General features: G+C 65.4%; 25 protein-coding genes. 16 read left to right on the top strand and 9 right to left on the bottom strand.

Going from position 1 to position 25,519, the window contains the following annotated elements:
* Positions 1-287 precede the first annotated feature (287 nt).
* The 8 genes from AC3A6F_RS01820 to crtB all read left to right on the top strand — a co-directional run bounded on the left by AC3A6F_RS01820 (position 288) and on the right by crtB (position 9,487).
* The gene (locus tag AC3A6F_RS01820; RefSeq protein WP_487678259.1) at positions 288-1,394 is read left to right on the top strand and encodes a carbohydrate kinase; all 1,107 of its coding nucleotides are present in this window, start codon (positions 288-290) and stop codon (positions 1,392-1,394) included.
* A 14-nt stretch (positions 1,395-1,408) separates the two neighbouring features.
* On the top strand, positions 1,409-2,326 hold the full coding sequence (locus AC3A6F_RS01815) for a pseudouridine-5'-phosphate glycosidase (RefSeq protein WP_487678258.1): 918 nt from the start codon (positions 1,409-1,411) through the stop codon (positions 2,324-2,326).
* 14 nt (positions 2,327-2,340) lie between these two features.
* A complete protein-coding gene (locus AC3A6F_RS01810; protein WP_487678257.1) occupies positions 2,341-3,249 on the top strand; it encodes a LysR family transcriptional regulator in 909 nt (302 codons plus the stop codon).
* A gap of 198 nt (positions 3,250-3,447) precedes the next feature.
* Positions 3,448-4,446, top strand: coding sequence for a polyprenyl synthetase family protein (locus AC3A6F_RS01805; RefSeq protein WP_487678256.1), 999 nt, complete (start codon positions 3,448-3,450; stop codon positions 4,444-4,446).
* Between the two features lie 14 nt (positions 4,447-4,460).
* Positions 4,461-5,795 carry a glycosyltransferase gene (locus AC3A6F_RS01800; RefSeq protein ID WP_487678255.1) on the top strand — a complete coding sequence of 445 codons (1,335 nt, stop codon included), beginning with the start codon at positions 4,461-4,463 and terminating at the stop codon, positions 5,793-5,795.
* Positions 5,788-6,972 carry a lycopene beta-cyclase CrtY gene (gene crtY / locus AC3A6F_RS01795; RefSeq protein ID WP_487678254.1) on the top strand — a complete coding sequence of 395 codons (1,185 nt, stop codon included), beginning with the start codon at positions 5,788-5,790 and terminating at the stop codon, positions 6,970-6,972. The genes AC3A6F_RS01800 and crtY overlap by 8 nt, the downstream gene beginning before the upstream one ends.
* Positions 6,969-8,495 (top strand): phytoene desaturase, encoded by a 1,527-nt coding sequence (locus AC3A6F_RS01790; RefSeq protein ID WP_487678253.1) that lies wholly within the window; start codon positions 6,969-6,971, stop codon positions 8,493-8,495. The genes crtY and AC3A6F_RS01790 overlap by 4 nt, the downstream gene beginning before the upstream one ends.
* Positions 8,492-9,487, top strand: a complete 996-nt coding sequence (gene crtB / locus AC3A6F_RS01785; protein WP_487678252.1) for a 15-cis-phytoene synthase CrtB — start codon at positions 8,492-8,494, stop codon at positions 9,485-9,487. The genes AC3A6F_RS01790 and crtB overlap by 4 nt, the downstream gene beginning before the upstream one ends.
* On the opposite strand, the gene AC3A6F_RS01780 is transcribed toward crtB, so the two are convergent.
* On the bottom strand, positions 9,387-9,917 hold the full coding sequence (locus AC3A6F_RS01780; RefSeq protein WP_487678251.1) for a sterol desaturase family protein: 531 nt from the start codon (positions 9,915-9,917) through the stop codon (positions 9,387-9,389). The two genes, crtB and AC3A6F_RS01780, sit on opposite strands and share 101 nt — an antisense overlap.
* A 135-nt stretch (positions 9,918-10,052) precedes the next feature.
* Between AC3A6F_RS01780 and AC3A6F_RS01775 the strand changes: the two genes are divergently transcribed.
* Entirely contained in the window at positions 10,053-10,481 is a 429-nt protein-coding gene (locus tag AC3A6F_RS01775; RefSeq protein WP_487678250.1) for a DUF2141 domain-containing protein, read from the top strand.
* A 93-nt stretch (positions 10,482-10,574) separates the two neighbouring features.
* The gene (locus AC3A6F_RS01770; RefSeq protein WP_487678249.1) at positions 10,575-11,114 is read left to right on the top strand and encodes a hypothetical protein; all 540 of its coding nucleotides are present in this window, start codon (positions 10,575-10,577) and stop codon (positions 11,112-11,114) included.
* 47 nt (positions 11,115-11,161) lie between these two features.
* Here the strand turns inward: AC3A6F_RS01770 and AC3A6F_RS01765 are convergent, their stop codons facing one another.
* The 6 genes from AC3A6F_RS01765 to AC3A6F_RS01740 form a co-directional block, all read right to left on the bottom strand.
* Positions 11,162-11,809, bottom strand: coding sequence for an alternative oxidase (locus AC3A6F_RS01765; protein ID WP_487678248.1), 648 nt, complete (start codon positions 11,807-11,809; stop codon positions 11,162-11,164).
* Between the two features lie 484 nt (positions 11,810-12,293).
* Entirely contained in the window at positions 12,294-12,530 is a 237-nt protein-coding gene (locus AC3A6F_RS01760; protein ID WP_487678247.1) for a hypothetical protein, read from the bottom strand.
* A 20-nt stretch (positions 12,531-12,550) separates the two neighbouring features.
* A complete protein-coding gene (pcp, locus tag AC3A6F_RS01755; protein ID WP_487678479.1) occupies positions 12,551-13,201 on the bottom strand; it encodes a pyroglutamyl-peptidase I in 651 nt (216 codons plus the stop codon).
* 10 nt (positions 13,202-13,211) lie between these two features.
* A complete protein-coding gene (locus AC3A6F_RS01750; protein ID WP_487678246.1) occupies positions 13,212-14,168 on the bottom strand; it encodes a DUF979 domain-containing protein in 957 nt (318 codons plus the stop codon).
* Positions 14,165-14,881, bottom strand: a complete 717-nt coding sequence (locus AC3A6F_RS01745; RefSeq protein WP_487678245.1) for a DUF969 domain-containing protein — start codon at positions 14,879-14,881, stop codon at positions 14,165-14,167. Before AC3A6F_RS01745 ends, AC3A6F_RS01750 begins: the two co-directional genes overlap by 4 nt.
* Positions 14,882-14,960: 79 nt before the next feature.
* Positions 14,961-15,263, bottom strand: a complete 303-nt coding sequence (locus AC3A6F_RS01740) for a YciI-like protein (RefSeq protein ID WP_487678244.1) — start codon at positions 15,261-15,263, stop codon at positions 14,961-14,963.
* Positions 15,264-15,453: 190 nt separating this feature from the next.
* Here AC3A6F_RS01740 and AC3A6F_RS01735 point away from each other — a divergent pair, with 190 nt between their 5' ends.
* The 6 genes from AC3A6F_RS01735 to AC3A6F_RS01710 all read left to right on the top strand — a co-directional run bounded on the left by AC3A6F_RS01735 (position 15,454) and on the right by AC3A6F_RS01710 (position 23,341).
* Positions 15,454-16,392, top strand: a complete 939-nt coding sequence (locus AC3A6F_RS01735; protein ID WP_487678243.1) for an alpha/beta hydrolase — start codon at positions 15,454-15,456, stop codon at positions 16,390-16,392.
* A gap of 379 nt (positions 16,393-16,771) precedes the next feature.
* A complete protein-coding gene (locus AC3A6F_RS01730; RefSeq protein ID WP_487678242.1) occupies positions 16,772-17,788 on the top strand; it encodes a BMP family lipoprotein in 1,017 nt (338 codons plus the stop codon).
* Between the two features lie 94 nt (positions 17,789-17,882).
* On the top strand, positions 17,883-19,409 hold the full coding sequence (locus AC3A6F_RS01725; protein WP_487678241.1) for an ABC transporter ATP-binding protein: 1,527 nt from the start codon (positions 17,883-17,885) through the stop codon (positions 19,407-19,409).
* Positions 19,406-20,500 carry an ABC transporter permease gene (locus AC3A6F_RS01720; RefSeq protein ID WP_487678240.1) on the top strand — a complete coding sequence of 365 codons (1,095 nt, stop codon included), beginning with the start codon at positions 19,406-19,408 and terminating at the stop codon, positions 20,498-20,500. Before AC3A6F_RS01725 ends, AC3A6F_RS01720 begins: the two co-directional genes overlap by 4 nt.
* 3 nt (positions 20,501-20,503) lie before the next feature.
* Positions 20,504-21,469 carry an ABC transporter permease gene (locus tag AC3A6F_RS01715; RefSeq protein WP_123071613.1) on the top strand — a complete coding sequence of 322 codons (966 nt, stop codon included), beginning with the start codon at positions 20,504-20,506 and terminating at the stop codon, positions 21,467-21,469.
* A 252-nt stretch (positions 21,470-21,721) separates the two neighbouring features.
* Positions 21,722-23,341: a methyl-accepting chemotaxis protein gene (locus AC3A6F_RS01710; RefSeq protein WP_487678239.1), complete on the top strand. Its 1,620-nt coding sequence runs from the start codon at positions 21,722-21,724 to the stop codon at positions 23,339-23,341.
* A 48-nt stretch (positions 23,342-23,389) separates the two neighbouring features.
* On the opposite strand, the gene AC3A6F_RS01705 is transcribed toward AC3A6F_RS01710, so the two are convergent.
* Together AC3A6F_RS01705 and AC3A6F_RS01700 are read right to left on the bottom strand one after the other, a co-directional pair.
* Entirely contained in the window at positions 23,390-24,253 is an 864-nt protein-coding gene (locus AC3A6F_RS01705) for a MipA/OmpV family protein (RefSeq protein ID WP_487678238.1), read from the bottom strand.
* Positions 24,254-24,440: 187 nt separating this feature from the next.
* The gene (locus AC3A6F_RS01700; protein ID WP_487678237.1) at positions 24,441-25,502 is read right to left on the bottom strand and encodes a S1/P1 nuclease; all 1,062 of its coding nucleotides are present in this window, start codon (positions 25,500-25,502) and stop codon (positions 24,441-24,443) included.
* Positions 25,503-25,519: the final 17 nt, after the last annotated feature.

Here is a 25,519-nt window from a genome sequence, read left to right as displayed (position 1 = left end):
GATATTCCTTGTTGAAAACTGGGTGATGTGGGTCGCGGATGAGAGAGGCAAGTGCCCAACGCGCGCGAGTGCAGCGCATTTGGACAACTGGATATTATAACTATGCATGAATGCCGATATGTATGGCAAATACACTTTTTCTTCCCGATTTATATCTTTTATAGATAAATCACGCGAAGCGCCGCACAGCTGCTTACACTGGGAGAAAGATTCGTTGACAGGCTCTAAACAATTGTCTAGCATTGTAAGACAATTGTCCTGAGCGCCTGACGGCGCATACGAACGCGATGCCGAAAAAAGAACAGTTATACGAGCTGATCCGTTCTAACCCCTTCATCTCGCAACAAGACCTGGCCGGCCATCTCGGCCTGTCGCGCTCCGCAGTCGCCAACTACATCGCCACCCTGGTGCGCGAGCGCCGCATCCTCGGCCGCGCCTACGTGCTGCCCGACCACCGGCCGGTCCTGTGCATCGGCGCGTCCAACCTCGATCGCAAGCTGCGCACGACGGCCAGGCTGGCGCTCGGCACCTCGAACCCGGCGCGCCAGAGCGAATCCTTCGGCGGCGTCGCACGTAATATCGCCGAGAACCTGGCGCGCCTGGGCGTCCCCACGGCGCTGGTCACGGCTGTCGGCGGCGACTCGTCCGGGCGTGCCCTGCTCTCCTATGCCGACGAAACCGGCATCGATACCCGCGGCGCGCTGCGCGTGGACGGCGCCGCCAGCGGCACCTATACCGCGGTGCTCGACGAGGACGGCGACATGCGCGTGGCGCTGGCCGACATGGAGATCAACGAGTCGCTCACGCCCGATTTTCTATCGACCCGCGAACAGCAGCGCGCCGGCGCCGCCCTGATCGTCGCCGACCTGAACCTGCCGCGCGAGGCGGTCGCCGCCCTGCTGGAAGGTAGCCGGCGCGACGGCGTGCCGATGGTGATCGTCGCCGTCTCAGAACCGAAGATCGACCGCCTGCCGCGCGACCTGACCGGCCTGCGCCTCTTGATCCTGAACGTGGGCGAACTGGCGGCGCGCGTCGGCCGGCCGCTGGAAACCGACGCCGACATCGCCGCGGCCTGCGCCGAACTGCGGCGCGCCGGCGTCCAGGACGTGATCGTCACGCGCGGCTCCCTGGGCGTCATGTTCACGACCGCCACCGGCATCGGACTGCTTGAAGGCCAGGCTGCCGACGTGATCGACGTCACCGGCGCCGGCGACGCCTTCGCCGCCGCCGTCTGCTGGACCCTGTACAGCGGCCAGCCCGAGCCAAGCCTGGAACCGGCCTGCCGCCGCGGCCAGATGCTGGCCGCCATGACCATCGCCTGCGCGCAGACTGTCTGCCCGCAACTGGCGCCAGGGCTGTTCGACGCCCCGGTCCAGGACATCGTTACCGACTGAATAGAGACTCGACCATGCAATCCTTCCTCCTGTTTTCGCCCGAAGTGGCGGCCGCCCGCACCGCCGGCAAGCCGATCGTCGCCCTCGAATCGACCATCATCTCGCACGGCATGCCCTACCCGCAGAACGTGCACACCGCGCGTGAAGTCGAGCAGGTCATCCGCGACGCCGGCGCCGTGCCGGCCACCATCGCCATCATCAAAGGCAAGATCTGCGTCGGCCTGTCGGAAGACCAGCTCGAGACGCTGGGCTCCTCGCCCGACGCCATCAAGGTCAGCCGCCGCGACCTGCCCTACGTGCTGGCGCAGGGCCGCCTGGGCGCGACCACCGTCGCCGCCACCATGATCTGCGCCCAACTGGCCGGCATCGAGGTCTTCGTCACCGGCGGCATCGGCGGCGTGCACCGCGGCGCCGAAACGAGCTTCGACATCTCGGCCGACCTGCAGGAGCTGGCGCAGACCAGCGTTGCAGTGGTCTGCGCCGGCGTGAAGTCGATCCTCGACATCGGCCTGACGCTCGAATACCTCGAGACCCACGGCGTGCCGGTGCTGGCCGTCGGCCAGCCGGGCTTCCCCGCCTTCTTCACGCGCGACAGCGGCTTCAAGGCCGACTTCCAGCTCGATTCGCCCGAGGAACAGGCCGCCTTCATCCGCACCAAGTGGCAGCTCGGTCTGAAGGGCGGCGTGGTGGTCAGCAACCCGGTGCCGGCCGAGTCGGCGATGGCGCCTGACGAGATCGACGCCATCATCCACCAGGCCCTGCAGGAAGCGCAGCAGCAGGCCGTGACCGGCAAGCAGGTCACGCCCTTCCTGCTGGCCCGCATCAAGGAGTTGACGGGCGGGCGCAGCCTGGCCACCAATATCGCGCTGGTCAAGCACAACGCCCTGGTCGGCGCGCGTCTGGCCGGGGCGCTGCACCACAAGGCCGCCTGAAAACACGGGCCGCCATGTCGATCGACCTCAAACAGCTCAAATACTTCCTGGCGGTAGCCGAAGAAAAAAGCTTCAGCCGCGCCGCGGAGCGCCTGCACATCTCGCAGCCGCCGCTGTCGCAGCAGATCATGAAACTCGAGAGCGAGCTGGGGGTGAAGCTGTTCACCCGCACCACGCGCAGCTTCGAGCTGACCGTGGCCGGCCGCGCGCTGATGGTGGAGGCGGCCGAGCTGCTCGGCAAGATGCGCATGACTATCGACACGATCCGCCAGATCGACCGCGGCGAGGTCGGGCGGCTGCGGGTCGGCATCGTCGGCTCGGCGATGTGGGGCCCGATACCCGGCCTGCTGGAGCAGTTTCAGAGCCAGTTTCCGCGCGTGACCTGGACCATCCACGAGCTGGGCCCGAACGACCAGTGGGAAGCGCTGCGCAGCAAGCAGATCGACGTCGGCTTCTGGCGCGAGCCGCGCATCGAGCAGGACGTGCTCAAGCAGGCCAACCTGCGCCAGGAACTCTGTTTCAGGGAGCAGTTCTGCGTGGCGGTCAATGCCCGCCATCCGCTGGCCGAACGCGATTCCATCGCCCTGCCCGAGATCGCGGGCGAACCCATGCTGACCCTGCACCTGGACCAATCGGCCGAGCCGCGCTACCTGCTGCAGTGCTGCGTGAATGCCGGCTTCCAGCCGACCATCTTCCAGGAGGCGGCCGAGCCGCAGACCCTGCTGGCCATGGTCGGCGCCGGCCTGGGCGTGGCCCTGATGCCGGAGACCACCAGCCGCATCGGCTGGCCGGGCGTGCGCTTCCTGCCGATCCACGCCCATGCGCCATCGGCCAACCTGTATATCAGCTACCCGGCGCAGGACGATGCGCCGGTCGTGCGCGCCTTCCTCAAGATCCTGTTCCCCGAAGAACAGCCGGCCTGACGACTTCCGGTTATCTTTTCCCGCTCGGCCCGCCATGTGCGGGCCGAACCGTTTTTGTACCGCCTTCCCATGAGTCCTAGCGTAAATTGCGCATTTTTTGCGCAAGAAACCCCCGCACGATTGAGTTCAATTAACTATTTCTCAACTTTGCCTCCGGTATGATGGTTATCAAGTTCATCAATTTCTACAGGATTCCGTATGACTACAGCGACGCGGCGGTACGATGGGATCGGCGTGGAATCGGGCGACGACGCCGCCTTCGATGACATCGCATCGCTGCGCCGGGCGGTGGACGAACGGATCGACCAGCTGCTGTCCGGCAGTCCCCACGACCAGCTCACCAAGGCCATGCGCTCGTCCGCGCTCAGCGCCGGCAAGCGCATGCGCCCGCTGCTCCTGATGCTCGTCGCGCGTGACCTCGGCTGCAAATCGCCCGCCCTGATCGACGTCGCCTGCGCGGTCGAACTGGTGCACGCGGCGTCGCTGATCCTCGACGACCTGCCCTGCATGGACGACGCCAGCCTGCGCCGCGGCAAGCCCGCGATCCACATCCAGTATGGCGAAGACGTCGCCATCCTTGCCTCGGTGGCGCTGCTCAGCCGCGCCTTCGGCGTGCTGTCGCAGGCCCAGGACATCGCCCCCGCCACCCGCGCGCGCCTGGTCGCGACGCTGGCGCAGACGGTCGGCGACCAGGGCCTGGTGCGCGGCCAGTTCGAAGACCTGCACGGCGGCGCGCGCTCGCCCGAGGCGATCGCCACCACCAATGAACTCAAGACCGGCCTGCTGCTGGGCGTGGCGGTCGACATGGCCTGCATCGTCTGCCATGCCGACGAGTCGGTTGCGCAGCAGCTGCGCGCCTTCGCGCTGGCGGCCGGCCAGGCCTTCCAGATCAAGGACGACTTCCTGGACGGCGCCGGCAACGACAGCGCCGTCACCGGCAAGGACACCGGCAAGGACGTCGGCAAGGCCACACTGATCAATACGCTGGGCCGCGACGAAGCCCAGCGCCGCCTGGCGGCCTGCCTGGTCGAAGCCGACCGCTGCCTCGGCGCCGCTGTCGGCGCCAAGGGCCGCACGCGCCGCTTCGTCTCCAGCCTGTTCGCGAAAGAAGGCAAGGGCAAGCGCTTCGGGCAAGAGCTAGCCAAGGCGCGCGAGCTGCGTCCGGGCGCGCACCTGGCCGAGCTGCGCCTCTCCTGAGGAGGGCGCTTCGCATGGCGCATTTCGCGGTCGTGGCCCCGGCGCTCTACAGCCACTTCAATACCTTGAGCGTGCTCGCGCGCGAACTCGTCGCCCGCGGGCACCGCGTCACCTTCGTGCATCGGCCGGATGCCGCCGCCTATGTGAAGGACGAGCGAATCGGCTTTCACGCCGTCGGTCTCGACACCCATCCGGCCGGCTCGCTGCCGGCGATGCTCGCTCGCGTGGCCAATCCCGGTTCGCCGCTGGGCCTGCGCCGCGTCATCCTCGACATGGCGGCCAGCACCACCATGCTGTGCCGCGAACTGCCTGCCGCGCTGCGCCGGCTGCAGGTCGATTTTATTGTCGCCGACCAGATGGAAGCGGCCGGCGGCCTGGTGGCCGAGGGCATCGGCATGCCCTTCGTCTCGGTCGCCTGCGCGCTGCCGGTCAACCGCGAGCCGGGCATCCCGCTGCCCGTCATGCCGTTCATGTATGAAGACAGCGAGCGCGCCTTCAAGATCGTCGAAGGCAGCACCATGGTCTACGACTGGATGATGCGGCCGCACGAGCGCGCGATCTCCGCCGCAGCCCAGCAGCTCGGATTGCGTCCGCGCGCAAAACTGCACGAATGCCTGTCGCCGCTGGCCCAGGTAGGCCAGATCGTGCCGGGCTTCGATTTTCCACGACGCGCGCTGCCGCCGCATTTTCATCACGTCGGTCCGCTGCACAGCGGGGCCGCAGTATCGGCCGCAGTACCGGCCGCAGTACCGGCCCAGTCTCCGGCCGAACTGGCCGCGCTGCTGCCGCCCGCATCGAGCACGCGCCCCTTCGTCTACGCCTCGCTCGGCACCCTGGTCAGCCAGCGCTTCGGCCTGTTCAAGCGCATCGCGCACGCCTGCGCGCGCCAGGACGCGCAACTGCTGGTCGCCCATTGCGGCGGCCTGGATGACTCGCAGGTGCGCGCGCTCGAACGCATCGGCGACACCCGCGTGCACGCCTTCGTGCCCCAGCTGGCCGTGCTGGCGCGCGCCGACGCCGTCATCTCGCATGCCGGCGCCAACACCGTGATGGAAGCCATCGCCACCCGCACGCCGATCCTGGCGCTGCCGATCGCCTTCGACCATCCGGGCGCCGCTGCCCGTGTGGAATATGCCGGCGTCGGCCTGCGCGCCTCGCCGCGCTTCGCGACCGTCGCCGGGCTGTCGCGCAAGCTGCGCCGCCTGCTGGACGAACCGGGCTTCCGGCAGCGCATGGAACCGCTGGCCGAGCAGATCCGCCAGGCCGGCGGCGCGCCGCGCGCGGCCGACGTCATTGAGGCCGCGCTCGGATTGGCCCCTGCATCCCAAGCCCTGGCCAGCCATGGATGAGCGCTACAAGGTCGATTACGACCTGATCCTGGCCGGCGGAGGCCTGGCCAACAGCCTGATCGCGTGGCGCCTGCGCAGCGAGCGTCCCGAGCTGCGCATCCTGGTGCTCGAGCAAGGCAAGCGGCTGGGCGGCAACCATACCTGGTCGTTCCACGACAGCGATCTCGATGCCGCGCAGCTGCGCTGGATCGCGCCCCTGGTCACGCACCGCTGGCCGCGCTACGACGTGGTGTTTCCCGACCTGGCCCGCACTTTAACGGGCGGCTATGCCAGCATCGCCGCGCTCGACCTGGCACACGTGGTCGAACCGGCGCTGGGCGCGACGCTGCGCACCGGCGTCTGGATCGACGACGTCACACCCACGAGCGTGCGGCTGGCCGATGGCGAAACGCTGCACGCACGCGCCGTCATCGACGGCCGCGGCATGCGCACCAGCAGCCACCTCGCGCTGGGCTACCAGACCTTCCTCGGCCAGGAACTGCGGCTCGACGCCGCCCACGGCCTGACGGCGCCGGTGATCATGGATGCCAGCGTGCCCCAGCAGGGCGGCTACCGCTTCGTCTACCTGCTGCCCTTCGGGCCCGACCGCGTGCTGGTCGAAGACACGCACTACGTCGACAGCGCCGCCTGGGAACCGGAGCGGCTGCGCGCCAACATCGCCGCCTACGTGGCCGCGCGCGGCTGGCGCGTGCGCGACATGCTGCGCGAAGAACAAGGCTCGCTGCCGATCGTGCTGGCCGGCGACTTCGACGGTTTCTGGGACGAGCTTCACGGCCAGCCCAGCGTCGGCCTGCGCGCCGGCCTGTTCCATCCGACCACCGGCTACTCGCTGCCGCACGCGGTGCGCCTGGCCGAACGCATTGCCGCGCTGCCCGAGCTGTCGGCCCCGACCCTGTTCGCCGCCATCCGCGAGCAGGCACGCCAAGCCTGGGACGAACAGCGCTTCTTCCGCATGCTCAACCGCATGCTGTTTTTGGCCGGCAGCCCCGATCACCGCTGGCGCGTGATGCAGCGTTTCTATGGCCTGCCCGCGCCCTTGATCGCGCGCTTCTACGCCGGCCGCCCCACCTTGGGCGACAAGGTACGCCTGTTGACCGGCAAGCCGCCGGTGCCCGTCATGGAAGCGTTTGACGCCGTACGCAAGACCCACCCCTATCAGATCAGGACCGCAGAATGAACCAGATGAATTTCAAGCCGAGACTCGAACCGAAACGCGCCGTCGTGATCGGCGCCGGATTCGGCGGCCTGGCGCTGGCCATCCGCCTGCAGGCCGCCGGCATGCAAACGACCCTGCTCGAAAAGCGCGACAAGCCGGGCGGCCGCGCCTACGTCTACGAAGACCAGGGCTTCGTGTTCGACGCCGGCCCCACCGTCATCACCGATCCGTCGGCGATCGAGGAGCTGTTCACCCTGTGCGGCAAGAAGATGGGCGACTATGTCGAGATGCTGCCGGTGGCGCCCTTCTACCGCCTGTGCTGGGAAGACGGCAGCCACTTCGACTACGCCAACGACCAGGAGGCGCTGGACCGCCAGATCCACGCGCGCAACCCGGCCGACGTGGCCGGCTACCAGCGCTTCCTGGCGTATTCGAAGGCCGTGTTCGACGAGGGTTACCTGAAGCTGGGCGCCGTGCCGTTTCTCTCTTTCCGCGACATGATCCAGGCCGGCCCGCAACTGGCGCGGCTGGAAGCGTGGAAGAGCGTGTACGGCATGGTGTCGCGCTTCGTGAAAGACGAGCAGCTGCGCCAGGCCTTCTCCTTCCACTCGCTGCTGGTGGGCGGCAACCCCTTCGCCACCTCGTCGATCTATACCCTGATCCATGCGCTGGAACGGCGCTGGGGCGTGTGGTTCCCGCGCGGCGGCACCGGCGCCCTGGTGAAAGGCTTGGTGCGGCTGTTCGAAGACATGGGCGGCAAGCTGGAACTGAATGCATCGGTGGCGCGCATCGAGACCGCCGGCAATCTCGCCAGCGGCGTGCGGCTGGAAGACGGCCGCTGGTTCGCAGCCGACGCGGTGGCGTCGAATGCCGACGTCGTGCACACCTATGCCGACCTGCTGAAGAATCACGGCCGCGGCAGCAGCAACGGCGAGGCGCTCAAGAAGAAACGCTTCAGCAATTCGTTGTTCGTGCTGTACTTTGGCCTGGACAAACACCACGAGCAGCTGCAGCACCACACGGTCTGCTTCGGCCCGCGCTATCGTGAGCTGATCAAGGACATCTTCAACGGCAAGACGCTGGCCGACGATTTCTCGCTCTACCTGCACGCCCCTTGCGTCACCGATCCCTCGCTGGCGCCACCCGGCTGCGGCAGCCACTACGTGCTGGCGCCGGTGCCGCACCTGGGCAACGCGCCGATCGACTGGGAGACCGAAGGCCCGCGCTACCGCGACCGCATCTTCGACTACCTCGAACGGCGCTATATGCCGGGCCTGCGCAGCCAGCTGGTAACGAGCCGCATCTTCACGCCGCACGACTTCCGCGACCAGCTCAATGCCCACCTGGGTTCGGCCTTCTCGCTGGAACCGATCCTGACCCAGAGCGCCTGGTTCCGTCCGCACAACCGCGATGCCGAGCTGCCCAACCTGTACCTGGTGGGCGCCGGCACCCATCCCGGCGCCGGCGTGCCGGGCGTGATCGGCTCGGCCAAGGCGACCGCCGGCCTGATGCTGGAGGGTGTACATGCGGGGGTACACGCATGAGCGCCTATGCCGGCACCAAGCTGATGGAACACGCGACCCAGACCATCGAGGTCGGGTCCAAGAGCTTCGCGGCGGCCGCCCGGCTGTTCCCTCCCGCCACCCGGCGCAGCGTGCTGATGCTGTACGCCTGGTGCCGCCATTGCGACGATGTGGTCGACGGCCAGGAGCTGGGATTCGCCGCCGCCGCGCCGAGCGCCTATGGCGCCGGTTTCGAGCTCGATCGCCTGTACGACGACACCCGGCGCGCCTATTCGGGCGAGCCGATGCGCGACCCGGCCTTCGCCGCCTTCCAGGAAGTGGCGCTGGGCCACGCGATCGCGCCGCGCTATGCCTTCGACCACCTGGCCGGCTTCGCGATGGACGTCAACGAGGCGCGCTACACCACCATCGACGACACCATGCGCTACTGCTACCACGTGGCCGGCGTGGTCGGCCTGATGATGGCCTCGATCATGGGCGCCCGCGACGAACTGGTGCTGGACCGCGCCTGCGACCTGGGGCTGGCCTTCCAGCTGACGAATATCGCGCGCGACATCATCGACGATGCGAAGATCGGGCGCTGCTACGTGCCCTCGGAATGGCTGCTGGAGGCCGGCATTCCGCCCGACCACGTGGCCCTGCCGCGCCACCGCGCCGCGCTGGCGAGCGTCGCGGCGCGCCTGGTCGACCATGCCGAGCCGTATTATGCGTCGGCCACGCTGGGTATCGCCGCCCTGCCCCTGCGCTCGGCCTGGGCGATCGCCACCGCGCGCAATGTGTATCGCCAGATCGGAATCGAAGTCAAACGGCGCGGTGCGTGCGCCTGGGACGAACGGGTGGGCACGTCGAAGGCGGCCAAGCTGCGTTTATTGGCCCTGGGCGGAATCCAGGCGCTGGTCTCGCGCTTCAGCCCTACTCGGGCAGCGATGGCGCCGCGGCGGAACGATCTGTGGCTGCGTCCTGGCCGCGCGGGCGGCGCACCTGGCCCTGCTGCGCTTGCAACTGGCGCTTGAGCCGGGCGACCGGCGGCGCGTACAGGAAACCGAAGGACACGGCGCCCTCTTTACCTTCCACCGCATGGTGCATGCGGTGGGCCTGGTACAGGCGCTTGAGGTAGCCGCTTTTGGGAACGTAGCGGAACGGCCAGCGCTGGTGCACCAGGCCGTCGTGGGCGATGAAGTAGAGAAGCCCGTAGGCGGTCATGCCGGCGCCGATCCATTCGAGGGGGTGGTAGCCGCGCGTGCCGAACCAGATCAGGGCGATGGCGACACCGGCGAACACCACGGCGTACAGGTCGTTCTTCTCGAACCAGCCGGTGCGCGGCTCATGGTGCGAGCGGTGCCAGCCCCACCCGAAGCCGTGCATCACGTACTTGTGCGCGACGATGGAAAACACTTCCATGAACGCGATGGTGGCAAGGACGATGAGCGCGTTGGAAAGCATAATGAGGGCTGCGAGAGCACGTTGACGGGATGCCAGCAGCCTACCATGGCGGCCCATGCGCACGGTTGCGCGGCGTTGCCCTGGACCGGTCAAAAGCGGTCAAACACGATTCATACTTAACCTAATGGAGTTTTCATGCAGTCGATCTTTCGCACCCTGGGTGTTTCCCTTTTGCTGGCATCAAGCGTAGGCGCCGCCGGTCTTGCCTCGGCCGCGTCGATCGAGGTGAGAGTCCAGGGCATTACGAGTACCAAGGGTACGGTGCGGGTCGCGATCTGCGACAAGGCGACCTTCCTGAAGGATTGCCCGTATGCGGCGTCGGCCGCGGCGCGCGTGGGCGAAACCGTGGTCACCGTCGACGACCTGCCGCCCGGCACCTGGGCCGTGCTGTCGTTCCAGGACGAGAACGACAATGGAAAACTCGACCGCAATGCACTGGGCATTCCGAAGGAACGGTATGCGTTCAGCCGCGATGCGCGCGGGCGCTTCGGGCCGCCGAGTTTCGAGGATGCGGCCTTCGTGCTGCGAGAGGAGAAAGCGGTCAGTTATATTAAATTGCGCTGATCCGGTTTCAGTCTCGCCGGCGCCGCGAGCTGCTATGCTGAGCTGGATGACCACGTTCGGCCTCCACGGCATGCGTCGGCAAGGAAAGAATCGATGACGAATTTTCTCTCGCACGAACACAGGACGGTTGGGTGGCTGCGTCGTCACTGGTTCATCCCGCTGGCGATGGCGATCGCCCTGGGTGACGTCAGCGCACTCCACTTCCAGGACTGGAGCCAGCCGCGCCTGTTCGAAAGCGCGGTCCTGTTCGATTTCACCATCGTCCTGCCGCTGCTCTATCTCTGGTGCTACCGGGCCCGCGGTACGGCGGTGATCCTGCCCATGATGGGTCTCGCTTCACTCGGCATCTGGGTGACGTCCCACCTGATTCCTGCCGAGCACCAGCACGTGCTAGGTTCCATTAGCTGGCTGCGCACGCTGGCCGTCGCCGTGATCGTCCTGATCGAGGTGAAAATCCTGTTCAGCTTCTATAAGGCGGTGTTCGCGTCCGACGCAACTCCAGAGCACATCGCGGACAAGCTGGCCAGCGACATTCATTTGCCACCCTGGCTGACGCGCGTGCTCGCCTTCGAGGCGCGGATGTTGCGACGGCTTGCCGGCTTGCTGAAGCGGTTCTTCAGGCGTCTCCGGTAGCGTCCGCGCCAGGATCCGGCTGGCCGCGACCGGGTAAGACGCCATGCTCATGCGTTCTGATTGACCTCTACCGGAGTCAGGGCGTCGGCGAATCCGTGGTTGACATCACGATGACCCATCTCATCCTGGCGCACGGCCAGCACCACGTCACGCAAGCGGGCATTGGCAGGCAGGTTCCAGTACGCAATCGCGATCTCCGGCGCCGCGACATTTTCCACGCGACCGGCATCGATCTCCGCCAGATACAGCGTGTAGCTGATGACTGCCTGCTCTTCGAAATACCCGACCAGGCGGTGCGCAGTCCTTGGTGAAGTCAGGTACAGCACGAAGAACGCAATGAAGAACAGCGCTTGCACCATCAGGATGACCAGACGCTCGAACGGGTTTGGCTTCGCGATCTGCACGAAGGTCATCAAGTGCATGCGTTCATTTTCCGCTTCATCGAGCAGGGTGCGGATCCAGCCCTGGTCCTCGACCATCCAGCGCAGACAGCGCAAGTGCACCAGCATGCCGCCAACCATGCCTGGCACGGCGGCCACGGTTTCCAGCACGATCGCCCGGTTGCCATAGCGTTTGGCAAAAAACGTGTCCGCAAAAAAGCGCAGCATCAGCGTCAGGCCGAGCGCGACGTGGTCGGAAAGATTGCGGGCAGCGCGGTGGTCATCCACGGCCTTGGTTTTATCAAGCGCTTTCATATCAGGCTCCCTGTCTATATGTTGAACATCTGTCGACTTGCTGTATCCGGCCGGGCCGAAAACATGCATTTATGATGCTCCTTAAAATTCCAGAGGTCAACAATCAGGGAATTTTTTTTTGGGTGGGACCGTCCTTCAGGCTAGATGGTTTCTGCGGTCGGGATCACGCAGGCATCACTCGGTCTGCTCGCGACGGATTCTCCGGCAGATCACTTCCAGCTCGGCGCTTCCCGACCCGGGAGGATGACCGGCGCAGGTTTGGCTGCGCACGTGCTTTCGCTGGCCGCTGTGGGCGCTGCATCGTCCACAGTAGCAGCCTTCCCTCCGCCTTCTCGATTGGTTCGGTATCCACAACAGCATCATTCCTCGCTTGAGCACACAGTGAACGTATTTTATTCACCGAGTGCTCAGCAATAGTGCCAGCGCAAAGACTGTTCGCTTGTCGGACTGCTCGTACCCACAGCGCATGAGGGTCGTCAGGCGCTCAAGCCCGGTACTGGGTCGTGATCAGGAATATCCCGAAGCAGAATACCGCCGCGGCAAGCAGCATCGGGATCGACGACAGGAGCTTCGCACCAAGGCTGGTGTGCGTCCTGCCATCGTGGCGCCGCCGGTAGCCCTGGTAGCCGTAATAAAACGCCAGCGGCGGCAGGACGAAGACCGGGATGAGCAGCCAGACCGTCAATACAGTAAGCGCGGTCAGTGCGAGCGACTTGAGCATGATGGCCGGCCGATGTTGAACTAGTGCGTGGCGCCGCCCGTTTCGCGCACATCGGCATCGACGCTCACGGTCGTTTCCACCGCCAGCTTGATGCCGGCAATGATGTCGTCCAGCGCCATCGACGGCGGCGCATCGGGCCGCACCGCCGCCTGCTCCGGCAAGAAAGGCACATGGATGAAGCCGGCCTTGATCGGCTGCGGCTGCCCTGCCGCATGGTGCATCAACCCATAAAACACGTGGTTGCACACGAAGGTCCCGGCGGTCTGCGACACCCCGGCCACCAGCCCCTTCTCACGCAGCGCACGCACGATGGCCTTGATCGGCAAGGTCGAGAAATAGGCGGCGGGACCATCCGAAGCAATGGCCGCATCCACCGGCTGCTGGCCGCCATTATCGAAAATCGATGCATCGTCGACGTTGATCGCCACGCGCTCGACCGAGATATCAGGCCGGCCGCCGGCCTGGCCGACGGCGATCACCACGTCCGGATGCAGCTCGTCGACCATGGCCACCAGGTCTTCGATCGCCTGTCCGAACACGCAGGGCAGCTGGCGCACCTCGACCCGGAAGTGTTCGCCGCGCCAGCCTTCGAGCGCGCGCACCGCTTCCCAGGCCGGGTTGATGCTGGCGCCATTGAACGGCTCGAAGCCGGTAAGCAGTACGGTCTTGATCATCGCGGCCTCACAGGTTCATCAAAAAATACAGCAGGAAGATATTCGCTATCAGGATCGGCAGCGCGCTCGGTATCTGGGCGCGGATCACCGCGTTCTTGTCGGGCAGCTCGAGCAGGGCCGCCGGCACGATATTGAAGTTCGCCGCCATCGGCGTCATCAGGGTGCCGCAGTACGCGCTGAACATGCCGATCGCCGCCATCACGGCCGGATTGGCGCCATACACGCCGATCAGCACCGGGATGCCGACGCCGCCCGCCATCACCGGGAAGGCGGCAAAGCCGTTACCCATCACGATGGTAAACAGCGCCATGCCGATACAGTACACCGCCACCGCGACGAATGCCGAATCCAGGCCGATATACGTGGTCGTCAGGTGCGCCACCGCCTTGCCGACGCCGGCTTCCGAGAACAGCAGTCCCAGCACCGCCAGGATGTGCGGCAGCACCACCGCCCAGCTCATGGCGTCGATCAGGCGCCGCGCCTCGCGCACGCCCTGCAGCGGCGTGGCGCGCGTCAGCCAGCAGGCGGCGATCAAGGCCACGATCGCGCCGCAGCCCATGCTGACCAGGGTCAGGTGGGCCGGGTCGAGCATGGGCAGAGCGCCGATCTGCACGTCCTTGAGCACGGTGGCGCCGATCACGGTCACGAGCGGCAGCAGCAGCGCGGGAATGAAGATGCGGTTGCCCAGACGCGCGGCGCTGGCGCGGCGCTCCTCAGGCCCCAGCGCCTTCGGGGCGCCGGCCTTGACGCCGCCGAAACCGGCCAGCAAGGCCATGCCTATCATCAGGACCCCGACCGCCGCCGGCGGCATGCGCTCGCCGGCCAGGTACAGCAGCGCATACAGTCCCCAGAACAGCGCGGTGGTGACCCGGCGCGAATTGCTGCGGTCCATCAGGCTCATGATGGCCACGCTTGAGAGCAGCAGGCCGACCAGGATGTAGAAGTGGTCGATGGTGAGGGTCATGCCGCCTCCTTCGCCGCCGCCGCTTCACGCTGGATTTCACGCTTGATTTCGGCATCGAGCCGGCGCAGGTTCCAGGCATGGATCACGAAGGCGGTGATCGCGGTCGGGATGCCCCACAGCGCGATGTGCAGCGGATTGACCTCGATGCCCTCGGCCTGCAGGATCGTGTGCATCAGGACGATGGCGCCGAAGGCGACAAAGATATCTTCGCCGAAGAACAGGCCGATATTGTCGGTGGCGGCCGACATGGCGCGGATGCGGTGGCGCACGCGTTCGGGCAGCTTGCCGTGCTGCGTTTCCGCGGCCGCCTCGGCCATCGGCGCGACCAGCGGCCGCACCATCGTCGGATGGCCGCCCAGGCTGGTCAGGCCCATCGCGGCGGTGCTCTCGCGCGCGAACAGGTAGACGATCAACAGGCGGCCGGCGGTGGCCGAGCGCACCTTGGCGATCACCGATTGCGCCTGCTCGCGCAGGCCGAAGCGCTCCAGCAGGCCGATCGCGGCCAGCGGCAGCAGCAGGATCAGGGGAAGATTGCGCGTCTTGACGAAGGCGGTGCCGAGCGATTCGAGCAGGGCCATGACGGGCATCGCGGCCGCGACGCCGGTCACGCCGCAGGCAGCGACGGCGACCAGCACCGGATTGGCGCGCAGCAGGAAGCCGGCGACGACGACGGCCACGCCGAGCAGTGGCCATAGATTGACAGCAGATTGCATGGATTCCCCGGCAATATTCGACAAGCCGAGGATGTTACCTGATCTGGTGTGTTAATCCGGCAAGAAATCAGGCAGATATTCAGCCAGGTCGCACCGGATTGCTCGCCAGGTCACCAACCACCGTATTCCACTGGCGCACATGGAAGGCGCGCACCAGGCCGTTCGTGACGTAGGGGTCGCGTGCCGCGAACAGCTGGACCGGCTCGGCCGTCTCGCAATCGAAGACCAGCACCGCGTGATCGGCCGGTTCGGTCAGCGCGCCGGCCAGGACCAGCTCACCGCGTTCCTGCGCCTCCCAGGCCAGCTTCAGGTGCACATCGCGGAATTCGCCGCGGCGTTCGAGGTAGTCGGGGGCGAGGTCATAGGTGAGCAGGTAGTGCACGGCGTCTCCAGGAGGGCGTTGGATCAAGGTGAATCCACATCGTAACCGCAATCGTGCGATCGGAGCACCAGCACAACGGCGGCGCTCGATGTTGGTTTAAAACAACTTCTTGACCCATTTCGCATGGGCTGCCCAACAGTGAGAGCTGTCACACAGAACAAAACTCAGCGGCTGGCGTAGACTATCAGTCATGGATATGTCGAAGAAAATGGCGGCGGGGATCACGGGCTTTGCCAGCATGCTGTGGCTGGGGCTGACGGCAGCCGTCGCCGCCAACCAGCGCCGCCTGGTCTTCAATCCGACGCTCGAACGCGAAGTCAAAAGCCCGCGCAGCAGCGGCCATCGCACCCGTCCGGTGGTCTTGCGCGCCAACGACGGCACCCGCCTGTCGGGCTGGCTGATGACCCCGACCATTCCCGGTCCGCGTCCGGCGGTGCTGTATTTCGGCGGCCGTTCCGAAGAAGTGTCCTGGGTCGTGCGCGATGCGGGCAAGCTGTTCCCCAATATGACCGTGCTGGCGATGAACTACCGCGGCTATGGCGAATCGCAGGGCGTGCCGGCCGAGATCCACATGATCGAAGACGGCTGCCTGCTGTACGACTGGCTCGCCACGCGCGGCCAGGTCGATCCGCACCGGATCGCCGTGGTCGGCCGCAGCCTGGGTTCCGGCGTCGCGGTGCAGGTGGCCAAGGAGCGCCCCGCCCATTCCGTGGTCCTGATCACGCCCTACGACTCGATCCTGGCGATCGCCAAGCGGCGCTTCCGCGTGATGCCGATCGAGTACATGCTGCAGCACCGCTTCGAGTCGATCAAGTACGCGCCCTCGCTCAAGGCGCCGACCTATGTGCTGCGCGCGGCCAGCGACGACGTGGTGCCGCACACGCATACCGACCTGCTGGTGGCCAAGCTGGGCCAGCTGGTGGCGGACGACGTCGTGCCCGACTCCGACCACATGAACATCCCCTATCTCGAAGCGACGCAAGACCTGATCGCCGGCTTCCTCACCCGCCAGTTCAGCCAGCCGGTGACGCCGGCCGCCGCAGCGGCCGTCGCCGACGCGGTGGCGAGCGCCGAACCGCCCGCCGAGGCAGTACCTACGCCTGCCGATTTCGCCCTCGCGACAAAATAATTGCTGAAAGTTGTCAGCAGTTATATTTCCAACGAATAAATTGGCAAGTAAAATCGTATTTGTCATCAACTTGCAGGTTGATGCATATTTGACAGCTTGCGCTGGAATGGCGTGAGCTTGCTCATGATTTTGCCAAATTCGTATTGACTTCAGCCAAATCGACCCTCTCAGCCTGTTGTGGCCGTGCTACATGTAAGCCCATCTGCTGAGAAAATAGTCGCCAGAAACAAATCGTAACCCCCAGCGGATCGCCGGGCTGACACAATCGCGCAGCGCGAAGTGTCCTCTCCCGCCTTACCGCTCGAGGTAGCAATTGCGCAGCCCCTACCCATCGGACGCCATGCCGCGGGTACAATACCGCTATTCCAGGAGCCCATTGATGAAATTTAAGCAACTCAGCATGACCATTGCGGCGCTGTGCGTCGCCGGCAGTGCTTTCGCCGCGCCGGCAGCAGGTCCGATCGCGCAGCCGAAGCTCGGCATGGTCTACGATGCGGGCGGCAAATTCGACAAATCGTTCAACCAGTCGGCCTTCGAAGGCCTGCAACGCTTCTCGAAAGAGACCGGCGTCAAGGTGTTCGAGGTCCAGGCCAATAGCGATACCCAGGCCGAGCAAGTCATGCGCGGCCTGGCGCGCAAGAAGGTCGACATGATCGCCGCCATCGGTTTCTCGCAAACCCAGGCTGTGCAAAAAGTCGCCCGTGAATTCCCGAACGTGCGCTTCGTGCTGATCGACAGCGTGGCGCAAGGCGCCAACATCGAATCGGTGATGTTCAAGGAGCAGGAAGGCTCCTACCTGGTCGGCGTCGCCGCCGCCATGGCGTCCAAGTCCAAGAAGCTCGGCTTCGTGGGCGGCATGGACATCCCGCTGATCCGCGCCTTCGCCTGCGGCTACAACCAGGGCGCCAAGGCGCAAGCGCCGAAGATCGAGATCGTCCAGAACATGGTCGGCACCACCGCCGCCGCCTGGAACGACCCGGCCAAGGGCGGCGAGCTGGCGCGCGCGCAGTTCGCGCGCGGCGTCGACGTCGTGTTCGCAGTGGCGGGCGGCAGCGGCATGGGCACGCTGCAGGCGGCCAAGGAACAAGGCAAGCTGGCGATCGGCGTCGATTCGAATCAGAACTACCTGCACCCGGGCACGATGCTGACCTCGATGATCAAGCGCGTCGACGTGGCCGTGTACGACTCCTTCATGGGCGTCAAGAACGGCACCTGGAAATCGGGCGTGCATTACAAGGGCCTGAAGGAAGGCGGCGTCGACTGGGTGCTGGACAAGGACAACCGCAAGGTCGTCACGCCAGAGATCGAAAAGCGCGTCAACGCCGTGCGCACCGACATCATCAACGGCAAGATCAAGGTCATCGATTACCGCGCAGGCAGCAGCTGCCCGGTCTGATCGACCCATCCCCATTCGAAGCGCGCCGCGCCGGTTGATCCCGGCCCGGCGCGCTTTTGAATGATAAGCACACTCATATTTACGACAGATCGCAATGCAGCCAGCCGTAGAATTTCGCAATATCAGCAAGGCCTTCGGGCCGGTGCAGGCGAATGCCGATGTCAGCTTCTCGATCGCCAAGGGCTCGATCCATGGCGTGATCGGCGAAAATGGCGCGGGCAAATCCACCCTGATGAGCATCCTGTACGGCTACTACCATGCCGACAGCGGACAGCTCGTCATCAACGGCGCCGAGCAGAAGATCCGCTCCAGCCTGGAAGCGATCGACCTGGGCATCGGCATGGTGCACCAGCACTTCATGCTGGTCGAGAACATGACCGTGCTCGATAACGTGATGCTCGGCGCCGAGGGCGGCTTCAAATTGTCGAAGAAGCGCCTTGAGACGGAAGCGAAGCTGCGCGAGATCTGCGCGCGCTACCACCTCGACGTCGACCCGCTGGCCGTCATCTCGACCTTGTCGGTCGGCGCCCAGCAGCGCGTCGAGATCCTCAAGCAGATCTACCGCAGCGCCGAGATCCTGATCCTGGACGAGCCGACCGCGGTGCTGACCACGCAGGAAATCGCCTCGCTGTTCGACATCCTGCGGCTGTTCAAGGAACAGGGCAAGACCATCATCCTGATCACCCACAAGCTGGGCGAGATCATGGAGATCACCGACCAGGTGACCGTGATGCGCGCGGGCCGCGTGGCCGGCGCCGTCGCCACCCGCGACACTTCGAAGGAGCAACTGGCGAACATGATGGTGGGCCGCCCGATCGAGGGCAACCTGCCGCGCAAACCGCACGCGCCCGGCGCGCCGGTGCTGCAGGTCGAGAATCTGCAACTGAAGGACGCCAACGGCGTCGGGCTGCTGGCCGACATTGCCTTGAACGTGCGCGCCGGCGAGATCGTCGCCATCGCCGGCGTCTCGGGCAACGGCCAGAGCGAGCTGATGGAAATCCTGTCCGGCATGCGCCTGCCGACCTCCGGCACCGTGACGGTGGAAGGCGCGCCGCTGCCCTTCGCCGGCCGCTCGAACGCCGACGGCCTGCCCGCCACCTTCCGTGACCTCGGCATCGGCCACGTGCCCGAAGACCGCCTGCGCGATGGCGTGATCAAGGATTTCTCGGTCATGCAGAACACCGTGTTCGGCTACCAGGACCGCGTCACCAAGCGCGGCCTGTTCGACTTCGACGCCATCGCCCAGCGCTGCGCCCACCTGCTCGAGCAATTCGACGTGCGTCCGAAAGACCCCAATGTGCGCATCGGTCTGCTCTCCGGCGGCAACCAGCAGAAGGTCGTGATCGCGCGCGAAGTGTCGGCCGCGCCGAAGCTGATGCTGGTCGGCCAGCCGACCCGCGGCGTCGACATCGGCACCATCGAGAGCATCCACACCCAGCTGCTGCGCCTGCGCGACGAAGGCGTGGCCATCCTGCTGGTGTCGACCGAGCTGGAAGAAGTGCGCGCACTGGCCGACCGCATCGTCGTGATGTCGGGCGGCCGCGTCACCGGCGAACTCCATATTGACGAATTCGACACCACCCGCATTGGCCTCTTGATGGGCGGGATGCACAAATCATGAAAACGACTGAACTTCCACGCTGGGCATCAGGCTTCGTCCTGCCGGTCCTGAACCTGCTGTCCGCGCTGCTGGTCGCCGCGCTGGTCATCCACCTGCTGGGCGAGAGCCCGGTCGAATCGCTGCAGATCCTCGTCAACAGCGCCGTCATCAATCCGGAAGGCCTCTCCTATACGCTGTTCTACGCGTCGACCTTCGTGTTCACCGGCCTGGCCGTGTCGATCGCGATGAAGGCGGGCCTGTTCAACATCGGCGCCGAGGGCCAGATGTACCTGGGCGGCCTGGGCCTGACCCTGGCCATGCTGGCGTTCGACGCGTCCTTGTCAAGCTGGCTCCTGATCCCGCTGGCGATCGTCGCCAGCGCCGTGTTCGGCGCGGCATGGGCCTTCCTGCCCGGCTACCTGCAGGCCAAGCGCGGCAGCCACGTGGTGGTCACCACCATCATGTTCAACTTCATCGCCGCCGGCCTGATGAACTTCATCATCGTCAAGTACATGATCCCCGAGGGCGACCAGAACCCGGCCAGCCGCGTGTTCTCGGATGCCGCGGCGATCCCGCAGCTGTCGACCTGGCTGCCGTTCTTCGGCGAGAACACCCCGCTCAATCTCGCCTTCATCCTGGCCCTGATCGCCCTGGTGGTCTACTGGGTGGCGGTGTCGCGCTCGAGCTGGGGCTATAAACTGCAGGCGACCGGCCTGAACGCCCACGCCGCCCACTATGCGGGCGTACGCATCAGCCGCACCATCATCGTCGCGATGCTGATCTCGGGCGCCCTGGCCGGCCTGGCGGCGGTGAACTCGATCCTCGGTTCGACCCACTACCTGAGCCTGAACTTCCCGGCCGGCGCCGGCTTCATCGGCATCGCGATCGCGCTGATGGGCCGCCAGCATCCGGTCGGCATCCTGCTGTCGTCGGTGCTGTTCGGCGCGCTGATCCAGGGCGGCTTCGACCTGTCGCTGGAAAAGCCGAACATCCCGCAAGAGACCTTCATTTTCATCCAGGGCCTGATCATCCTGTTCTGCGGCGCCATGGAAAACATGTATGGTCCGGCGCTGCTGAAACTGATCAACGCCACTCGTAGCAGCAAGGGATAAGCCATGGAAGACTTCCAGTTCGCCAGCATCGTCGTCTCCACCATCCGCAATGCGCCGGTGCTGATCTTCGCGGCCATGGCCGGCCTGTTCGCCGAGCGCAGCGGCGTGGTCGACATCGGCCTCGAGGGCAAGATCCTGGCCTCGGCCTTCGTCTCGGCCGGCGTTGCCTACACCTACCAGGACCCGTGGATCGGCATCGCCGCCGGCATCCTCGCCTCCTGCGCCCTGGCCCTGATCCAGGCCTTCGTCTCGATCACCCAGAAGGGCAACCAGCTGGTGGCGGGCATCGCCATCAATATCGCGATGAGCGGCCTTACTTTTGTCGTGGCCCAATACTTCTTCCAGCAGGGCGGCCGCACGCCGGACCTGGGCGAGGCGCGCCTGTCGACCGTGGTGCTGCCCGGCTCGGAACTGGTGGCCGACATTCCAGGCCTGGGCTGGGTCTGGACGCGCCTGATCGGCGGCCACTCGCCGCTGGTGTACTTCGCCTTCGCCCTGCTGCCGATCGTGCACTGGGTGCTGTTCCATAGCCGCTTCGGCCTGCGCCTGCGCGCCTGCGGAGAGAACCCGCACGCGGCCGACGCCGCCGGCATCCCGGTCCAGCGCACCCGCTACATGGCGATGATCATCGCCGGCGTGCTGTGCTCGTTCTCGGGCGCCTACCTGTCGATCGTCCAGAGCGGCTTCTTCTTGCGCGATATGTCGGCCGGCGCCGGCTACCTGGCGCTGACCGCCCTGGTGTTCGGCAACTGGCGTCCGCTGTACACGGTGCTGGGCTGCATGATGTTCGGCTTCTTCTCTGCCGTGCAGATCCAGATCGAAGGCGTCGACCTGCCGGTCGTGGGCCGCATCCCGGGTTCGCTGATCCAGATGATCCCGTACATCGTCACCGTGGTGGTGCTGGCTGGCCTGATGGCCAAGTCGGTGGCGCCGAAAGCGTTGGGCAAGCCCTTCGTCAAGTCGCGCTAAGCAATACCCTCACCTGCCCGCGCTCGCGGGCAGGTACTTCCTCCTTCCCTCCCGTCTTCCAGCGCAAAATCAGCTATCACTTGTTGTGATGACAAGTGAACGTGACCGCATTGCCACACATATCAAGAAATTTGGCATACAAAATGCAATGTTGTTCGGTAATTGCTGCTGAGTCTGAGAAAATATCGACTTTCCGTATGGCAACGAATAAACATCCTTCGTTGCTGTTCAAATTTTCAATATAGGAAACTTATGGCAATCGAGAACATCAAGCTGCGCAGCCTCCTGTTCGGCGGCTTCGCAACCCTCTTGGCCGCGATGCTGATCCTGGTCGGCATCGGCCTGGTCCAGATGAACAAAGCGGAAGAGATGACCGACAAGCTGACTGGCGAAAGCATGCATCGCCTTGCCATGCTGCAGGAGTGGCAGTCCATCATCTCGACCAATGCAGCGCGCACCATCGCCGCCATCAAGATGGTCGACCCCAGCGATGAAAAATATTTCCTGGACGATATCGCCAGTTCGTCGAAGCGCTCGAACGTGCTGCACAAGGAATTGATGGAGAGCCTGAAAGACGACAAGGTTGCGATGGACCTGTTCGCCAAGGTCGATATCGAGCGCGAAGCCTACCGCGCAGCGCGCGTGTCCGTGCTGGAGAAAAAAGCTGCCGGCGACGATGAAGCAGTGCGCCAATTCCTGACCGCCGACATGCTGCCGCGCGTGCAGTCCTATCTCGCGAGCCTGGGCGCGATCGTCAAGTATCAGCAGGACGTCGTCGCCAGGGATTCGGAAACCATCGACGCCGGCTTCAAGACCAGCCTGAACCTGCAATTGACCCTGGCCGCGATCGCTCTGGTGGCCGGCGGCGTGTTCGCATGGTGGATCGGCCGTCGCATCACCGCGCCGCTGGAAGAAGCCGTGTCGGTTGCGCAGACCGTCGCCACCGGTGACCTGAGCAGCCGCATCGTCGCCCGCGGCAACAACGAAACCGGCGTACTCATGGGCGCCCTGAAAGACATGAACGACAATCTGGTGGGCATCGTCGGCCAGGTGCGCAGCGGCACCGAGACCATCGTCGAAGCGGCTGACCAGATCTCGGCCGGCAACCTCGAACTGTCGTCGCGCACCGAGCAGCAGGCTGGTGCGCTGGAAGAAACGGCGTCGTCGATGGAAGAACTAACCTCGACCGTCAAGCAGAACGCCGACAATGCGCGCGAAGCCAATACACTGGCGCAGGCCGCCTCACAGGTGGCCGGCCGCGGCGGCGAGACGGTTGGCCGCGTGGTGCAGACCATGGATGCGATCACCGATTCGTCGAAGAAGATCTCGGACATCATCGGCGTCATCGACGGCATCGCCTTCCAGACCAATATCCTGGCCCTGAACGCGGCCGTGGAAGCCGCGCGCGCCGGTGAACAGGGCCGCGGCTTCGCGGTCGTGGCGAGCGAAGTGCGCAACCTCGCCCAGCGCTCGGCAGCGGCGGCCAAGGAAATCAAGACCCTGATCGGCGACTCGAGCGCCAAGGTCGAAGAAGGCAGCCGCCTGGTGTCGGACGCCGGCAGCACCATGCAGGAAATCGTGGACAGCATCGGCCGCGTCACCGCGATCATGTCGGGCATCGCCATGGCCAGCCAGGAGCAGTCGGCCGGCATCGAGCAGGTGAACCAGGCGATCGCCCAGATGGACCAGGTGACGCAGCAGAACGCGGCGCTGGTGGAAGAAGCGGCGGCCGCCTCGACCTCGATGCGCGAACAGGCGCAATTGCTGTCGCAGTTGGTGTCGACCTTCCGATTCGAGCCTGAAGCGGTATCTGCCCGACCTTCGCTCAAGAACGCCGGCCGTCCGGCGCTGACGATGCGCCAGGCCGCCTGACGCGAACAAGTTGTCTCCTCTTGACGCCGGGCTGGTCCCGGCGTTTTTTTATGGCGTGACGGGATCGACCGGCTCGTAGCCCGCCGCGCGGCGGCTGGAACGCGCCAGGGTCCAGGCGAAGCCGACGCCGGCCGAGGTGCCGGTATTCTTGAGGTGCAGCGGGCTGTCGCGATTGGCGCTGCCCGCATACGATTCGAAGCGCACGAAGCCGAACAGGCGCAGGTCGGGGTTCAGCTGGCGCGTGGCAAACAGGCCGACACGCGTCAGCATCAGGCCGGCGTCAGCGCCGTAGGCGGCACGGGATGCGTTCGCGTACTGCGGCTGCACCTCGTAGAAATAACGGTTGATGCGCTTGTCGCCGAACACGACCGAGACATTGCCCTCGACGCTCCACAAGCCGCGCTCGCCGCGCGTCTCATACGCCAGCTTGGGCTCGAAGGTCCAGCCCTGGCGCCGCAGCCCTCCCCTTGCCTCGATCACGGCGCGCAGCGGCAGTTCTGCGCGCAAGCGGCTGCGATCGTCGAAATCGGCCACCCGGATCTTCAGCCGTGGGCCGAATTCGAACAAGGCGCCCAGGTCGGGCATGCCGGCGCGGATCTCGACGTCGTCCGAGTCGGATGGCAAGGCGCCCGCCAGGCCAACATCGAACTCGAGCCGGTCGGAACGGAACAGGCGCGCCCCGATGCCCGACTGGTCGGCGCGCAGCACTTCGCCTCGGTACAGCAGGTAGGGCAGCGGCAGGACACGGTTGTTGCGGTCGTCGGCGCCGGGATAGGCCGGCGCGGTGAGCCCGAAGGCGCCCACGCCGAATTCCCAGAGCGGCAAACCGGCCGGTTCGGGTGACTGGGCGCTGGCGTGGGTAGCGGCGGTAAGCAGCAGGCAGGCGCCGGCAGCCTTGTATGTAGAGATCATGATGCCTCGGAATCGGTTCACAGGTTGACCAGATTCTAACGCCAACCGAAACCCGCACCTTTGATACGTCATTCCCGCGCAGGCGGGAATCCCAGTCATGTGCGTCACCGCTTAAACCAAACGTAATGGGGGTGCGCGCAAACTTGGGTCCCCGCCTGCGCGGGGACGACAGTCTTTCGGCTAACTCTTACGGCCAGATCGCCTGCAGCATCGCCGCCAGATTGTAGCCACCCTTGATCAGCTGGGTCTTGGCGATCTCGGAGCTCGGCACCGGATAATTCTGCGGCACTTCCAGCGCGAAGGTGTAATAAGTCTCGCCCTTCTTGCTGGTCTGCGGCGTCAGCTTGCCCGGCACAACGTCCTTGTAGGCCAGCTTGGCCGACACCAGGCCATCCTCGACCCACTGCACCGGCCAGGTCGACACGTCGCCCTGCGCTTTTTTCAGCTGCGGCTGGCTGGCGACCGCGACGTCGGCGAACTGCTCCGGCGTGCGGGTCTTGATGCGGCGGAAGGCGTAGTCGACCGTGGTGCTGTCCCAATAGGAGTGGAACGGCTTGGTCAGCGCCGCCGGCACGCCTTCCTTGACGACCACCGGCTCCCCTACAGGGATCACGCCGGCCGACAGCGCGGACAGGCGCTCGTTATCCAGCAGCAGGTTGTTGCCGCCGCGCGAATCGAAGACCAGGGTCTCGTCGATCTCGGCGCGGTCCTTCGGCACCACGAATTTACCGTCCTTGGAAACGAAAGCCGAACCCACGTGCAGCGGCTGGTGGATGTCGCCGGCGAAGTGGGCCAGCAGGATCAGGGCCTGGCGCTTGGTGAACTTGTGCGGGTTCAGGGCGGGGTCGGTCTTGCCCTGCAGGACGGCGATGCACTGCTCCAGCGTCTGTACGATGTCGACATCGCTCGTGCCCACGCCATGCGCATGGTAGTGGTCCAGCTGGAACGGCACATTGGTGTAGTGGTATTCGCTGTGGCGCGGATTGCCGGCCACGTATTCGACCATCTCGGGCGTCTGCGGGCCGCAGAACGTGCCCTTGACGCAGTCGGCCCAGTTGGCCATCGACGCCAGCGATTCGCCCGGCTGCAAGAGCAGCGCGATTTCCTTTTGCGCGTTGCTGCCCTTGAGCAGCCGGTCGGCGATGGCGCCGATGGCGCGATGGCCGTCGCGGCCCCAGGCGGCGGCGTCGGGCGCGGCCACCGATGCGAAGACGCCGGTCAGCGCCAGCACGCATGCGAGTTTTTTCATGGTGATTCCTTGTTGAT

The organism is Massilia sp. Soil_C_3 (assembly GCF_057657035.1).
The sequence above is the reverse complement of the archived record's forward strand: the minus strand, read 5'-3'. Positions and strand labels throughout refer to the sequence as shown.

What these genes read in the sequence shown, in the direction of transcription:
- AC3A6F_RS01760 (WP_487678247.1), bottom strand. Translation starts at nt 12,530, where the DNA reads ATGCTCAAGTCGCTCGCACTGACCGCGCTTACTGTATTGACGGTCTGG.
- AC3A6F_RS01790 (WP_487678253.1), top strand. Translation starts at nt 6,969, where the DNA reads ATGAACCAGATGAATTTCAAGCCGAGACTCGAACCGAAACGCGCCGTC.
- AC3A6F_RS01725 (WP_487678241.1), top strand. Translation starts at nt 17,883, where the DNA reads ATGCAGCCAGCCGTAGAATTTCGCAATATCAGCAAGGCCTTCGGGCCG.
- AC3A6F_RS01750 (WP_487678246.1), bottom strand. Translation starts at nt 14,168, where the DNA reads ATGACCCTCACCATCGACCACTTCTACATCCTGGTCGGCCTGCTGCTC.
- AC3A6F_RS01705 (WP_487678238.1), bottom strand. Translation starts at nt 24,253, where the DNA reads ATGATCTCTACATACAAGGCTGCCGGCGCCTGCCTGCTGCTTACCGCC.
- AC3A6F_RS01770 (WP_487678249.1), top strand. Translation starts at nt 10,575, where the DNA reads ATGACGAATTTTCTCTCGCACGAACACAGGACGGTTGGGTGGCTGCGT.
- AC3A6F_RS01800 (WP_487678255.1), top strand. Translation starts at nt 4,461, where the DNA reads ATGGCGCATTTCGCGGTCGTGGCCCCGGCGCTCTACAGCCACTTCAAT.
- AC3A6F_RS01780 (WP_487678251.1), bottom strand. Translation starts at nt 9,917, where the DNA reads ATGCTTTCCAACGCGCTCATCGTCCTTGCCACCATCGCGTTCATGGAA.
- AC3A6F_RS01735 (WP_487678243.1), top strand. Translation starts at nt 15,454, where the DNA reads ATGGATATGTCGAAGAAAATGGCGGCGGGGATCACGGGCTTTGCCAGC.
- crtB (WP_487678252.1), top strand. Translation starts at nt 8,492, where the DNA reads ATGAGCGCCTATGCCGGCACCAAGCTGATGGAACACGCGACCCAGACC.
- AC3A6F_RS01700 (WP_487678237.1), bottom strand. Translation starts at nt 25,502, where the DNA reads ATGAAAAAACTCGCATGCGTGCTGGCGCTGACCGGCGTCTTCGCATCG.
- AC3A6F_RS01815 (WP_487678258.1), top strand. Translation starts at nt 1,409, where the DNA reads ATGCAATCCTTCCTCCTGTTTTCGCCCGAAGTGGCGGCCGCCCGCACC.
- AC3A6F_RS01730 (WP_487678242.1), top strand. Translation starts at nt 16,772, where the DNA reads ATGAAATTTAAGCAACTCAGCATGACCATTGCGGCGCTGTGCGTCGCC.
- AC3A6F_RS01720 (WP_487678240.1), top strand. Translation starts at nt 19,406, where the DNA reads ATGAAAACGACTGAACTTCCACGCTGGGCATCAGGCTTCGTCCTGCCG.
- crtY (WP_487678254.1), top strand. Translation starts at nt 5,788, where the DNA reads ATGGATGAGCGCTACAAGGTCGATTACGACCTGATCCTGGCCGGCGGA.
- AC3A6F_RS01775 (WP_487678250.1), top strand. Translation starts at nt 10,053, where the DNA reads ATGCAGTCGATCTTTCGCACCCTGGGTGTTTCCCTTTTGCTGGCATCA.
- AC3A6F_RS01820 (WP_487678259.1), top strand. Translation starts at nt 288, where the DNA reads ATGCCGAAAAAAGAACAGTTATACGAGCTGATCCGTTCTAACCCCTTC.
- AC3A6F_RS01710 (WP_487678239.1), top strand. Translation starts at nt 21,722, where the DNA reads ATGGCAATCGAGAACATCAAGCTGCGCAGCCTCCTGTTCGGCGGCTTC.
- AC3A6F_RS01810 (WP_487678257.1), top strand. Translation starts at nt 2,341, where the DNA reads ATGTCGATCGACCTCAAACAGCTCAAATACTTCCTGGCGGTAGCCGAA.
- AC3A6F_RS01805 (WP_487678256.1), top strand. Translation starts at nt 3,448, where the DNA reads ATGACTACAGCGACGCGGCGGTACGATGGGATCGGCGTGGAATCGGGC.
- AC3A6F_RS01715 (WP_123071613.1), top strand. Translation starts at nt 20,504, where the DNA reads ATGGAAGACTTCCAGTTCGCCAGCATCGTCGTCTCCACCATCCGCAAT.
- AC3A6F_RS01765 (WP_487678248.1), bottom strand. Translation starts at nt 11,809, where the DNA reads ATGAAAGCGCTTGATAAAACCAAGGCCGTGGATGACCACCGCGCTGCC.
- AC3A6F_RS01745 (WP_487678245.1), bottom strand. Translation starts at nt 14,881, where the DNA reads ATGCAATCTGCTGTCAATCTATGGCCACTGCTCGGCGTGGCCGTCGTC.